Source organism: Hassallia byssoidea VB512170 (assembly GCF_000817785.2).
Lineage (GTDB): Bacteria > Cyanobacteriota > Cyanobacteriia > Cyanobacteriales > Nostocaceae > Hassallia > Hassallia carrinoi.
Genome location: NZ_JTCM02000066.1, coordinates 20,497 through 35,141 on the forward strand (window position 1 = coordinate 20,497; position 14,645 = coordinate 35,141).

Below are 14,645 nucleotides of genomic sequence, written 5' to 3' on the forward strand. Positions count from 1 at the left end.
GCTTCAATTACTGGCAAGAAGAGGGGCGTTGGTCTTTGCTGATAGCATAGTAAGGGTCATATTTAGGGTTGCTACTATAGCCAGGAGTAGCAACGTCATATCCACCTTCTGTGATTTCGTGATCTTCGGCAGCACATAACAAAGATTTCACCCAATCATCATCTCGCGCTACTTCCCTGTAATATTCGTTAGGTTCGGCTGTACTGGGTGAAGCAAAGCGCTGTGAGAACAAGTCAGGTAACTGTGTCAGCAAGGCTACATCATAACCCCAGAAACGCTTAGGTGGTACGTAGAACGGAGAACGACCCAGGTTTCCACCATCGGTAGTCACCGTGGTTCTATAGCCTTGTGGGTATCCAAATGTTGTTTTTGTTAATGAATAACCAGTGTCTGCATTATTGTAATCAGCGGTTGCTATTTGCCAAGGCGCTGTGGCGAAAGAACTACGTTTGAACTGGATGAAAGCACCACTAGCAAAATGGCTGATATCTTTCCAATTTTCTAGATAACGCACAAAGTTTTCTAGACCACCATTGGTTTCCGTTGGGCGTGCTGGAGTATTACCTTGAGTAAATACCAGATTTGTTTCTGTAGCGGTAGCACGTTGCAACCAGTTGTTAGAATTATCTTGTACGTTTTGGGATTCGGTGAGACTAGTTATATTATCAGTTGTTGGGGTTATGAAAGGATACTGAATTTGCAATACTGGTACTAACAACGGCTGGTCTGTTTTCCTATTATTAGTTAGCACAGTCCTATTTTCAATCCACAAAGGATACTTGTAACCATAATTAGCTGTAGCAGTGTTAATTGTCTTGAACCACAACGCCCTTTGGTGTAACCTAGGTCGATTGGTAGAACTATCATATTTAGTGTAAGAACCTTCAGTATGGAAAGCGTAATATTTTATCTTTCCTGCATCATCTGTGGCTGAATCAGGTGGGTTATCAGTGCCACTAATTCCCAAAGGAATTGGTCTGCTATTAGGAGCTGCGCCGCCTGTCAAGATTAAGTTACCCGTGGCAGTGTCTCGCAGGAAAGCGACTCGGCGGGGGTAATGTTGGTCTGCTTCATTCAATGCTGGTCTAGCTGTAGTGCCTGCTCCAAGCTTATTAACCAGAGTATCTACTGGTATTTTGCTTGCCTTGAGGTTTTCTGCAGCATCAGCCCAATTAACCTTTTTATCACTATCAGCATCAAAACCAACTACCCAATCATCAGCCGTGCAAGCTGCAACTGTTGATTTGCGACAAATTTCCATTAGGTACTCTGGAAATTGCACCCGACGCTGAATTGGGGTAACGAAGTTGTTGAAATAAGAACTACCTGTGCCGCCGCTACCGGAGTATTGAGAATCTGTAAAGTTACGGCTAGTAACGAAGTTGTTATCCCAGAAGCCATTTAGCCTAGCAATAACAGTTCCGGTAAGATTGTTCTCTTTAATCTTTGCCGCAGTAGTTTGTATCTTGCCATCACCATCAATGTCAGCTTGAATCTTGGTTTCATCTAAAGTGCTGACGCTAGTATCAGCCATATCACCGTTGCCATTGAGATCCAGTTTAAGAACATTCTCATCCAAGGTTATGTCTGTGTTTTCAATAGTGTTATTTCCATTCAAGTCATAGCCAATAGCTAAATTACCAGCATTGTCCCTCAAGTCGTAATCGCCATCTTCGCGTTTCCCCTCCTCGAAGCTACTGGATAAAACTGTGATGGAATCGGAAATCACCGATGCAGGTCGCCAAGTTTCACCTGTACTACATTCAGAAAACTGACCAGGACGGCAGGCAAATTGATCGTTAAGCGTTTTACGTGCGTAGAAAGTGCTACTCCAGTCACTGCTTTCCTTCAAGAGGATATCTGTGAATTCTTCTTGAGTGTGTCGGTTGAAATATCCTTTTCCGTTAGTATCAAGTTGTGCTTTGATGTAAACAGGCAGGTTAGATGCCAAGATAAGACCTTTTTCTTCTGGTCTGTAAGTAGTTTTACGATCTAAGCGGCTGCCGTTGATCAGCAGAATTCCGCTTGGTCGGCGAGTTGGGTCTAGCTTGAAATCCGTAGCGCTGACTTCTTTGTCTATATCATCCTTTTTATCCGTACCTTTTTCTCTTCTCTCTAATGTATTTGCTTTAGTGCCATCTAATAATGCATCGTCACGGGTAGCATAAATAATGCCACTATTCGGTAGAAGAAACTCTTCAACATTGAATTTATTATTACCTTTGGATTTTCTTCGCAACAAATCCAAATCTATAACTGTGGTACGAACTTCCAACGGCTGACGTAATTCAACATCTAAATCGTAGGTTGTGGAAGATGTTGCTACAGGCTTATCAATAGCCTTAATCTGTCTTGCATCCAGAAAGGCAGTTTCCATAATAGCCCCATGAGGAACAGCACTATCTGTGGGAGCAAGAATACTACCATCCATAATTTTCAAAGCACATACGGCAGAATCAACTGCTGACTGTTCTGCAAGGGTAAGCGTACCACTTCCTTTCTCTACAGCCCTCTTGAGTTGTTCGTTTACATAGCGTCCATTTGGATATTTCAGATTCGCTTGATAATTCAGGACAGCTTCATAAGTTGTTGGTGACAAGCTCGATGCTGAGTAAACAACACCATTGTGAGAGTTACCAGCATTCGCTGCGCTAACAGTAGTTGTGAGTGCCAAATCTCTGGTATTTATTAACGCAGGCGCTACAACTCTTTTACTAATATCTGGTAGTCCTTCTCGATTTGTTGCTGATTGTCTGTTTGTGGGGTCGTAGTAGCTGCTGACACAAGCTATTGGAGCTTGATAGTCAGCTGGGGTTTTTGGATCGTATGGGTCATCTTTGTAGTGATAAACTACAGTCGCCCGCATCTGCAAATATGGCGTTAGAGCATTAGGTAAACCCTGAGCAGGCGTGTTCACCCCTGTTGGCATAGTGTCTGCCCATACAATATCTCTAGTGGCAGTCGTCGCAGCAATCAACTGAGCTGCTGTACTGGTGGAAGTATAACCATTAGGTAAATAAATTCCCGCACCTGTGACTACTCGCAAGCCACCAACTATATCTAAAGCGTTTTGAGGGTCTTGTGCGGCTGATTTTTCCCAGAAGTCGTCCCGGTCTGTAATTCCTAAGTCATCTAGCTGAAAGGCTTGGGGGAAACGTTTACGCTCTTTGCCACCGCTGTTATCCCATACCTTACCAGAAACAGCTTGTTCTGCCGCATCTGCTGCACTGATAAATCTACCTTTAGTGGAGTCGTACCAAAATTGAGGTAAGTTGTTACCAACTAAAATGCGATCGCCTATTCTTTCTTCTTTATCTTCTTCTGGCTTTGATCGTTTTATTTTTTCCCTTTCCTTTGGATCGGTTGCTGATAAATAAAGCTTATTACCGTTTTCTTTAATGCCTATCTCAGCATAACCACTTGCATTTGTACCATTAGCAGGATTGAAGGGAAACACCCATTTATCCACTGGTCGCAAAGAATTACCATTTTCCTGTAGAGGGCTAGTTGTTTTGTAAGCACCGAGTGCAGTCTCATCATTGGGATCGTTGCTGAAAGGTATCTCAGCATAAGGCACACGCCGCGTGCGCTGTCTGAAGTAAATTTTTAGCTGCTCTTTACGTGCGTCTTCAAGTGTGAGGGTTTTATCAGCAGCCCTATCTCGATCAATTTCTTTTTGAACATCGTCCGGAAGCGTTTTACCCTCCTTGATTGTTGCTTCTACCAAACGATTAATTCGTTTTACATAAGCCTCATCGTTATAGGCTGCGGTATTACCGTAAACAGCTGCGGGTACAGTCTTTTGAGTGCCATCAATCTCGTCAGATTTATCTTTATAAGATTGGGAATCAAATAAATCTACTCTTACACCCCCTTTTCCAGCAGCGCTACTATTAGCACGGCTATTTATCACATTACCGGCAACAACAATCCTGCTATTTTCTTCTTCTGGGTAATAGCAAGACGCATCACTACTGATTAGATAAAATCTAATTTTAGCCTCGTCACCTGTATCTGTTTTTGTTGTCAGTAAATTACCATTTGTAAAAATACGTCCATTGATTTGAAAACCAGCACCAGGAGCAATTTCTAAATCATCTTCATATAAAACTGCATTATTATTAAGTGGAATTCGTTCTCGGTCTTGCTGATATTCCAGCGCTGCAAAGCCTCTATTCCCTTTGAATGGTTTATATTGATCGCGTTTCTTATTAGGTATTCCACTTAAACTTTCATCAGTGATAGGTACGGTAGTCGTATAAACAAAAATGCTTCTTTTCAACTTACTGCCGACTTTATACCAACCTTGGCTGCCTACTAAGTTGGCGCTAGTAGGAATTTTACTTTTACACTTACTACTAGTCCCTTCATCCATTGGTTGTGTTCTTGCTTCTACAGTGCTTCGCTTTCTTACACTGATAGGAGTTTTATAGTAAATACCATATAAGGTATAACTATCAAATTTGCCGTCATTATCTGTATCAACGGGATATTTCCAAGCAGTATTTGAAATTTTATCCTTATCAATGCCAGATGCAGGCTTAAATTCAGATGCAACTGTCAGTTGTGTTTCATCACCAAAGGTAAATTGATTAACATTGTCACTAATAACTTGAGCAAGTGATAAGTCTGAAGGAGTTGAACGTGGTAGTCGAGGGTCTTTAAATAGTCGATCTATTTTTGCTCTGGCTCGCTCAAGAGCCGGTGATGCAGCACTCAAAACCGCTTCATTTACTCGGACGTTACTAGCATTTTTTGCTCTATCAAAAGACCGAAATAAAATTGCAGTTGTTAGCAGCACAACTACTAACGCCACCATCGCCACTGTTGGCAATACAAAACCAGCATTCGCTGATTCTCGTCGTCTTCGGGTGATAAATAAAGTCCGCAATAGCCAATTAATTAACTTGTTAATTGCGGTTAGATACTTTTTACTAAACTTACTAAACCTTCTAGATAATATTTTTATTGCCTTGACTAGCCGGCGTTTTGAAGACATAGCTGCTTTCCTGTCAAGTGTATTTAACTAAATTTTGTATTTTTTTGAGTTTGAAAATTAAGCCTATCGAATAATGTCGCAGGCAAGGTGCAGAGATTTTATTTATATGACTAATTCACTGTGTTTTACCGATTTTTAAATGTGGTAACAACACAAAAAATCCCTGTTATTAGAGTTATATCATTTGTGATATTTGGAGATTATTCCGGTAAATACGGATTTTATCTGAATTCTTTAATTTATAGCCAACAAAGTAAAATAGCGCCATAATTTCACATTAATTTTGCCAAAGGTATTTCAGCAACAGGTGATTTCCTGAAGCTGTTGTTAGCAAAGTAAACTTATAGTACCCATCTGTTAAAGAAAACATATCAGTTGATGAAAAATTAATATTAGATAGTTAAAAGCCTCCCCTAACTGGGGAGGCTTGAGTGGTAAGTATTCTTCTGTGCGGTTAGTGTGGTAGTTGACCACATTAATTTTGATGGACTAGTAAAGGCTAAAGCGCTGAAGCGCTTACTACGAAAATGCGCTTTATGTTGGGTGCGTTTTTATGAATTGGCGATTGTTAGTAATGATTAAGGTTAATGCCGGCTTCTTTTGCCATTGCGTGCAACCCTTTACTTTCTAGGGTTTTGATGGCTTTGGTTGATAGTTTCAGTTTAACCCAACGGTTTCCTTGGGGCCACCAAACACGCTTGCTTTGCAGGTTGGCTTGCTGAAGCCGTTTGGTACGACGGTGGGAGTGGGAAATTGCAAAGGCGTTATTTGCCTTTTTACCAGTTAATTCGCAGCGACGAGACATACTTGGAATATCCTATTTATCTTGAACACAATCTCTTATTGTATTAAATTCTTGCCGAGTAAGATGCAATATTATATCCTTGCGGCATTAGCAATGTGAGAATATGAGGCAGCAGCCCTCTAGTAGACATTCCCTGGCTGTGCCAGGGAACGAGAGAGACACGAAAAATGCTATTTTGCGGCTTGTTCTGTCAGCTTGGTGAGGACTTCATTTGAGCGTTCGACAAAGGATTTCATTCCTTCAGCGTCAAAGCCTTTTTGAGACATCAGCGCCAAATCGTAGACGTGTTGGCAAATCATGTTCACCAATTGACCTGTAGGCGACTGACCATCACCTTGAATTATAGTGCCTTGGTTGAGGTTTGCCAGATTTTGAATCAGCGGGTGAGCGGTATTCACTAGCAAAATGTGGTCTTCGGGAAACTCTGCACTTTGCTGTTGCATCATGGCGTTCATTTCCCGCAGACGCCGCAGAATTTCTGGTAGTAGCACCATTGCTGGTGGTGTTCCTTGCGGATCGTCGGATTTCAAAGCTTCGGTGCGGATGTTAAGTCGGGGTTTGTTGAGGGCTTTCTCAAAGAGTTCTTTGACGACTTCACTGCGAGTTTTGTTGGTTGCAGGGTCTACAATTTCGCTAGCCTTGTCTTTATCCAGCAAGGTGTTATCTAAGTCGGAGTCTACCCGCGTGAATTTAACATCCTTATATTCTTGCTCTAGAAAGTTGATAAAGTGGGTGTCGATGAAGGAGTCCATAAATAGGACTTCTAAACCTTGGTTTTTGTGCAATTCTACGTAGGTAGCTTGCGTGGCTGCATCGGTACAGTAGAAAACGCGGTTTTCGTGACGTTCTTTGTTACGTTCTAGGTATTCTTTGAGGGTGGTGTATGGTGACTGAGGGGTGGAATCAGCCGTTTGGGGGCTTATATCTTGCCATGCGTCGCCTTCTTCAGATTGTACCTGTACTGCTGGGGTATCAGCGGTTTTTTCTGATAGCTTGGCGGTGGTGCGGAAGATGATGATGTCTTCGACTTGTTTTTTAAATTTATCGTCGTTGAGGACACCAAATTTAACGAAGGTGCTGAGGTCTTTCCAAATGCTGATATATTGTTCGCGATCGCCTCGATAAACTTCTTTTAAGCGATCGCCTACTTTTTTCGCTATATAATCGCCTATTTTCCGCACGGTGCGATCGGTTTGCAAGGCACTCCGCGATACGTTCAGGGGAATGTCGGTGCTATCAATCACACCCCGCATGGGAACCAGAAATTGCGGAATAATTTCTTCGCAGTTGTCGCTGACAAAAACTTGGTTGCAAAATAGCTTAATTTGCCCTTTCGTAACATCAACATCTGGCTTCATCTTCGGAAAATACAAAATCCCGTTGATGATAAAGGGATAATCTGTATTCAAATGCACCCACAAAAGCGGTTCTTCCTGGAAAGGATACAGGTAGCGGTAAAACTCTAAATAATCTTCTTTACTCAAGCTACTGGCAGATTCTCGCCAAGGTGCTTTCTGCCTGTTTAACACCTCACCCTCAAGTTTGATGGGTACTGGCATGAAATCGCAGTAAGTCTTGACAAGATTCTTAATTCGTGATGATTCTAAATATTCCTCTTCTTCTTCTTGCAGGGTGAGGGTAATGGTAGTGCCGCGAGTTGTCCTCGGTGAGTCTTCCAAGGTGTACTCTGGAGAACCATCACAACTCCAGTGAACTGCTTGGGAACCTTCTTTGTAGGACAGAGTATCAATTTCGACTTTTTGCGCCACCATGAAGGAGGAATAGAAGCCAAGACCAAAGTGACCGATTATCGGTTGGTCTGATTTGCCTTGGTACTTCTGAATAAATTCTTCGGCACTGGAGAAAGCAACTTGGGTGATATATTTTTTCACCTCATCAGCAGTCATCCCAATGCCGTTGTCGGTGATGGAGAGGGTTTTGTTGTTTTTGTCAATGGCGATTTCAATTTCTGGTTCGCCGATGTCACCTGAATATTCCCCAGCGCGAGATACCATGTTCAGTTTTTGGATGGCATCTACAGCGTTGGAGACCAGTTCCCGCAAGAATATTTGGTGGTCGGAGTAGAGAGACTTTTTGATAATCGGGAAAATATTCTCAGTATGGATACTGATAGTGCCTTGTTCAAGCATGATTCCTAATGTTCGGTACAAGTATTTGAATGATAACTGAAGCGAGATTCACCCTTAACCCTCATTTGTTAAGTAAGGCGCTATGGGAAAATCTTATCAATCAGAATTTTAATGCTTAAAGTTAGGCGATCGCTCGCTTTTAAAGGATTGTTTGCCCCCAAGCAGCGATTCGGATTTCCCCACCTAGTAAAATTACTTACACTATCAGGTAGCTACGGCTTATCCCATAACCTACGCTAATTTACAAATATGGGCGATCTAATGATAACAAAAAAGTAAAAATCTGATTTAAGCGAATAATATTTAGTCTACCGTTTACCATGCAATAGCTGATTGATACCGTAGTAAAGCTGAGGAAAGACTATTTTCAAGATTGCTATTAACATGATACGCCGCTGGCGTAGCACTGAGGGATTATATCTAATACAATTCCAAAAAAACTGGGCAGCTTTCAACGAGTGCTGTTTTTCGTCGTGATTTTCAATAGCTTTAAAAGTTAAGTATTTATAAAGCAAAGCTAGGCTATTTTTTTTTAAATGCTGTAGAGATTTAGCCTTTGGATGAGTAAAAGCACGTTCGATAACTTGCAAACTGTCTATTTCCATCTGTACAAGATTAGTAGATAAAGAGTTAGCTTGTACTCTATAAAATATTTTTACTTCTGGCACTAATACAAATTCGTAATAAGCTGAAATACGCAACCACATATCCCAATCTTCAGCAACGGGAAGTGATTCATCAAAACCACCAACGGTATTGAAAGCCTCAGAGCGGATTAAAGGATTTGAACCATTTTCTAAAAAATTATACATTAAAAGCTTGCTGTAAACATTACCAGTTTCTGTAATGCGTCTACCTGATTTTAAAAAATTACCATTCATATCAATATAATCAGTCCAGCTATAAGCTAAAGCAGCTTGGGGATGTTTTAATAGTGCGTTTAATTGTGCTTCTAGCTTATCAGATACCCAAAGATCATCGGCATCGATAAAGGACAGGTATTCGCCTGTAGCTTTGGCTAATCCGCGATTGCGATTTGCAGATATACCGGCATTCGGATAAGAATATATGTGTAAACGTGAATCCAAAATACTTTTAACAATCTCTACCGTTGAATCTGTTGAGCCATCATCAATGACTAATATTTCCAAATCAACAAATGTTTGTTTTAATACAGATTCAATTGTTTGATAAATGGTTTTTTCACCATTGTAAACGGGAATAATTACAGATATAAGTGCCATTTTAAATTTAGTTATGAGTAATTCAAATGAATATAGACCAGTCAGATGCTAGTATTCGAGAGACAAATAATTTGGCGAAATAGTAATTTAGCCCAGCTAATAGCTAATACAGATATCAATGCCAGTTTTAATTTTCTTGAAAAAAACGTGCGATCGCAACCTCATAAAATCATTTTATAGGACATTGAGCAAAAAAATCAAGCTATTAAACTATTATTTTGGGATAAACCTTTTCAAATCGGAAAGTTTACATAAATTAGACGTATAACTTGGCTTTATTTGAGTTGCAGATTGTCGGATTATCTTACCGCCAATATTAGTCAGCCAAGTCATTACATCTACTTACGTAATGAGTATTTTTATTCAAACTAAATCTAATTTTTCATATCCTAGAAAAGTGCTGGTATTTGAGAGTCGGGGAAATTTAGTAAGTAATACTTGCGCTGCCACCGGAGGTAGTAGACTCATTGCTATAAGTTTCAAGCAAGCCTTATATATGACTGGTTTTAGTAGCATGAAGGGATCTGTTCTAACAGTTTGCCACAAAAATCTCGCTGCGACAGGGAAGTTATGTTGTCCTGGAGGCGTTGAAAGTGCTTTGTAGCTTAGGTATTTGTAGAGGTTAGCAATGCTGTATCGCTTTAAGTGCTGTAAAGATGCAGCTTTCTCGTGAGCAAAAGCTCGTTTTATAACTTGTAAGTTTGATTTCTCCAATCCCAAAATATCAGAAGACATTGAACTAGGAGAAATCCGATACAAAATTTGCGCCTTTGGCACTACAACAAAATGATAATGTGTAGCTAAACGCAACCACATGTCTGTATCTTGGGCATTGGAGAGTGATTCATCAAAACCTCCAACTGCGGAGAATGCTGAGGCGCGAATCATCACATTAGAACCACTGCCGATAAAATCATCTAACAATAGTTTGGGATAAACATCACAATCCCATTTGACGTATGAACATCCGCGCAAAAATTTACCTGTTTCATCTATGCAATTACTCCAGCTGTAAGCAACGCCAGCTTCAGGATTTTCTAGCAGCACTTTATACTGTGCTTCTAGTTTATCTGGAGTCCAGAGATCATCTGCATCTAAAAATGTAATAAATTCACTCTTAGCATGGTTAAAACCACGATTGCGATTGACAGCTACATTAGCGCGATTATATGTAAATACTTTTATACGTTCATCTTGAATTTGATAAATAATTTCCAATGTCGAATCTGTTGAACTAGCATTGATTATGATTAATTCAAAATCATCAAACGTTTGCTGTAAAACAGAATTAATTGTTGCTTCAATGGTTTTTTCGCCATTATAAACAGAAATAATGACAGATATTTTAGGCATGATCTAAGCAAAAATTTGTAATTTACTTGCTGATTGACAAGTATTAATTACAAAGAATAATTGCGGTAATCAATAATAGGCATCAGGGAAATTAAGTAATTTATATCAAATTCGTAAAAATCTTTTAATTTGGATTTTACCTAAATAAAAAGGACTCATGAAAGTAGCTAGCAGTCGCTCCATCTCACAAGCAGCAACAACATCACTTTCAATTACGGTATGATGACGGAGAAAATATAATGTCAATTTACGTAGGTCATTCGGAAGGTAGATAAAAAAAGCGAATGGTCTTTGCCAGCTTTCAAGTAGTAGCATCCGCAAATGATAACGGCTTAGACCAATACCCCGCATCAGGGAAATTAAGTAACTTCTTTCTAATCTCCAAGATGGGATAATATGCTCTATTTCCATCGCTGGGTTATACCAAATTTCCCAGCCTGCACGATGAATATACAGCAGAGCTTCTGCATCTTCACCAGCTAACATTGATGAGCCAACTCTACCTACTAAAAAAAGACGGTTGGGAACATAATTATTCCATAATTGGCGACGCACGACTAAGCCAGCACCAGGAGGAAATCCCTTTTTTCGAGGTTCATATAAAAGGGGTTCATACCCCCTCTCAGTAATAGCTAGGTAAAAAATTATTTGTTTGAGGTGTTCTGATGGTTCGACTTCAAATAAACCATGAATTTGACTTGCGTATGCACCACATGCGGGATGCTGTTTCCCAAACTTGTATGCTTCGCTTACCCAGTTGGGTTTGGGGAGGTTATCATCATCTAAAAAACCAACAAATTCACCTTTTGCTTCTTTTACGGCACGTTGTCTTGCAAAAGCTAGCCCTTGCTCTGGTTCAAAATAGTAGCGTAAGGGTACATGATGATGCCAGTTGGCTTGGTATTCCTGAATTAGTTTTGCTGTACCATCTGTACTGTTATTATCAACAATAATAATTTCCCAGCAGAGGTCTTCTATTTTATTGTGCGATCGCGTAGTGTATATAAAGCACTCTTGCAACCGTTCGAGTACTCTGGGTAAACGGTTTTCTCCGTTGTAAGTAGGTATGGCTACAGTAAAATCAACGGACATGATAATTAATTAGGGATTAACCTTAATGGAACTGATAATTTTAGTATGCCCACTCAGTAGCTGAGAAATTCATCCTCAGGATGCAGAGCATCTAAAAAAGCGTTACTAGGCTACAGCCTAGTAACGAAAAATTGCCAGGACTATCTGTGTATATAGTTTCAAGCCTCAGGCAATGACTTGAGCGAGTTGACGGTGGTTTGTGGGACTGAGATTTTAACTGTCACTTTTTTACTAAAGGTGAGTCCGTTATCCCCCTTGTCGATTAAAATCGTGTCGCCAGAGATAAAGGTGTTCTCTAACAACTTGGTAGCGATCGCATTTTCTACTTCTCGCTGTATTGCCCGTTTAATTGGACGTGCCCCGTAAACTGGATCGTAACCGATTTCTACTAAGCGATCGCACGCTGCTGGCGATATCTCCAATGATATTTTTTGATCTGCGAGAAGATTTTCTACCCGTTTGAGTTGAATCTTCACGATATGCCGCATTTCTTGGCGACTCAGGGTGTGGAAAATAATTATTTCATCAAAGCGGGTGAGAAACTCTGGGCGAAAGTGCGATCGCAAAGCTTCTGTTACCCGCTTTTGCATTATGTCATATTTAGAATCATCACCAGATAGATCGAGAATATATTCGCTACCGATGTTACTCGTCATCACAATTACGGTGTTGCGAAAATCAACTAGCCTCCCTTGAGAATCAGTAATTCTACCGTCATCTAAAACCTGCAATAAAAGGTTAAACACGTCTGGATGTGCCTTTTCCACTTCATCCAAAAGCACTACCGAGTATGGACGGCGGCGAATTGCTTCCGAAAGTTGACCGCCTTCTTCATAACCTACATATCCGGGAGGCGCTCCGACTAAGCGAGAAACCGAATGTTTCTCCATATACTCGGACATATCCAACCGCACCAATGCGTCACTAGAATCGAAGAGAAACTGCGCTAAAGCCCGCGCTAGCTCGGTTTTACCTACACCAGTCGGTCCCATAAACAAAAATGAACCAATCGGGCGTCCTGGGTCTTTCATCCCCGCACGAGCGCGACGAATTGCGGCTGATACCGCTGCTACGGCTTCCTCTTGTCCAATGACTCGTTGGTGCAAATGGCTTTCTAATTGCAGTAATTTTTGTCTTTCCGATTCCAACAAGCGATTTACAGGAATTCCCGTCCATTTGGCGACGATTTCCGCAATATCAGCTTCGGTGACTTGTTCGCGCAGTAAAGTAGTACCTTGGTTTTGAGTTTCCAAAAGTTGCGCTTCTTTTACTTCCAAGTCGCGCTGTACTCGCTCTAAATCGTCATATTTTAACTTGGCAGCTTTGTTGAGATCGTAGTTTCGTTCAGCTTGTTCAATTTGTACCCGCAACGCTTCTTCTTGTTTCTTTAAAGCGCTGATCGCTTCTAATAACTGCTTTTCCCCTTGCCATTGCTCATTAAATTCGTGCTGTTTTTCAGTCAAATTGACGATTTCTTGCTCAATTCGCTGCAAACGTTCTTTTGTTTGTGCCGTACCTTTCTCTTCTCCTGCTAATGACAGCTTTTCCATTTCTAGCTGCATTAAGCGACGGTCAATAATTTCTAATTCCGCAGGTTTGGAGGTAATTTCCATTTTCAACTGAGCTGCGGCTTCATCTACTAAGTCGATCGCTTTATCTGGCAAAAAGCGATCGCTTATATATCTTGATGACAATGTAGCCGCCGCGACTAACGCCGAGTCAGAAATCTTTACATTATGATGCACTTCGTAACGTTCTTTCAAACCGCGCAAAATCGAAATGGTATTTTCCACGCTGGGCTGATCGACAAATACTTGTTGAAACCGTCTTTCTAAAGCCGCATCTTTTTCAATGTATTTACGGTACTCATCTAAGGTTGTCGCACCAATACAACGCAATTCTCCCCGCGCTAACATTGGTTTGAGTAAATTTCCCGCATCCATCGCTCCTTGTTGGTTAGAACCTGTACCAACAACCGTATGTAACTCGTCAATAAATAAAACTATTTGACCGTTCGATTCAGTAACTTCACGTAGGACTGATTTTAAACGGTCTTCAAATTCACCTCGGTATTTTGCCCCAGCAATCAAGCTACCCATATCTAGGGAAATTAGCTGGCGGTTTTTCAAAGATTCGGGAACATCACCGTTAACCATGCGCTGTGCTAAAGCTTCGGCGATCGCTGTTTTCCCTACCCCAGGTTCACCAATTAATACCGGGTTATTTTTGCTGCGACGCGATAATACTTGAATTACGCGGCGAATTTCATCATCGCGTCCGATTACCGGGTCGAGCCTACCAGCTTTTGCTTGTTCTGTCAAGTCTCTGCCGAACTTTTGTAAAGCTTCGTAACGAGATTCAGGAGCTTGATCGGTTACTTTTTGGCTACCGCGAACAGTTTTGATCGTCGCTTCTAACTTCGAGGAGTCCAAATTAAAAGCTTTGAACATCTTGCGTCCGATGCGATCGTCCTCAACAAAACCCAGAAGCATGTGTTCCACAGAAATGAAGGAATCCTTCATCCTCACTCTTGCTTCTTCGGCTCGGTCTAACATAATATCTAAATTGCGACCGAGGTAAAGCTGCTCGTTTTTGCCAACTTTCGGCTGACGTTGGGTAAATGCTTCGACTTGCTGCTGCAAACGGAACGGATCAACCTCACACCGCGCAAGGATGCGTGTTGCTAATCCAGTGGGTTCTTCTAATAAAGCGATAATTAAATGTTCAACATCTAATTGCTGTTGTTGATAAGCACGAACTACATCCTGAGATTTAACGATCGCTTCCCAGGCTTTATCAGTAAATTTATTTGGATCTGTAGGCTGCATCTTGTAGAATTTTGGATTTTAGATTTTAAATTGGTCATTGGTAATAGGTAATTGGGAATTGGTAATTGGTAATTGGTAAGAAAGGAGGGGGAAAGGGGAGGCAGTGCGGTCTTGGGGTTTCCCCAAGTGGAGCATCTGCCGTGAAAGGGGAAAGGGGAAAGGGAAAAAAAAATA

General features: G+C 41.0%; 7 protein-coding genes. All 7 read right to left on the minus strand.

Features of this window, described 5'->3' with window-relative positions; all coding sequences use genetic code 11:
* Nucleotides 1-7: 7 nt before the first annotated feature.
* A complete protein-coding gene (hpsA, locus tag PI95_RS23065) occupies nucleotides 8-4,999 on the minus strand; it encodes a hormogonium polysaccharide biosynthesis protein HpsA (protein WP_039743393.1) in 4,992 nt (1,663 codons plus the stop codon).
* Nucleotides 5,000-5,567: 568 nt separating this feature from the next.
* Nucleotides 5,568-5,804, minus strand: a complete 237-nt coding sequence (rpmB, locus tag PI95_RS23070) for a 50S ribosomal protein L28 (protein ID WP_039743391.1) — start codon at nucleotides 5,802-5,804, stop codon at nucleotides 5,568-5,570.
* A 170-nt stretch (nucleotides 5,805-5,974) separates the two neighbouring features.
* Complete coding sequence (gene htpG / locus PI95_RS23075) at nucleotides 5,975-7,954, minus strand: molecular chaperone HtpG (protein WP_039743389.1); 1,980 nt, start codon at nucleotides 7,952-7,954, stop codon at nucleotides 5,975-5,977.
* Nucleotides 7,955-8,262: 308 nt separating this feature from the next.
* Nucleotides 8,263-9,198: a glycosyltransferase gene (locus tag PI95_RS23080; RefSeq protein WP_039743387.1), complete on the minus strand. Its 936-nt coding sequence runs from the start codon at nucleotides 9,196-9,198 to the stop codon at nucleotides 8,263-8,265.
* A gap of 363 nt (nucleotides 9,199-9,561) precedes the next feature.
* Nucleotides 9,562-10,551, minus strand: coding sequence for a glycosyltransferase (locus PI95_RS23085; protein ID WP_039743385.1), 990 nt, complete (start codon nucleotides 10,549-10,551; stop codon nucleotides 9,562-9,564).
* Between the two features lie 105 nt (nucleotides 10,552-10,656).
* On the minus strand, nucleotides 10,657-11,643 hold the full coding sequence (gene hpsE, locus PI95_RS23090; protein WP_039743383.1) for a hormogonium polysaccharide biosynthesis glycosyltransferase HpsE: 987 nt from the start codon (nucleotides 11,641-11,643) through the stop codon (nucleotides 10,657-10,659).
* A 158-nt stretch (nucleotides 11,644-11,801) separates the two neighbouring features.
* Nucleotides 11,802-14,471: an ATP-dependent chaperone ClpB gene (gene clpB, locus PI95_RS23095; protein WP_039743381.1), complete on the minus strand. Its 2,670-nt coding sequence runs from the start codon at nucleotides 14,469-14,471 to the stop codon at nucleotides 11,802-11,804.
* Nucleotides 14,472-14,645: the final 174 nt, after the last annotated feature.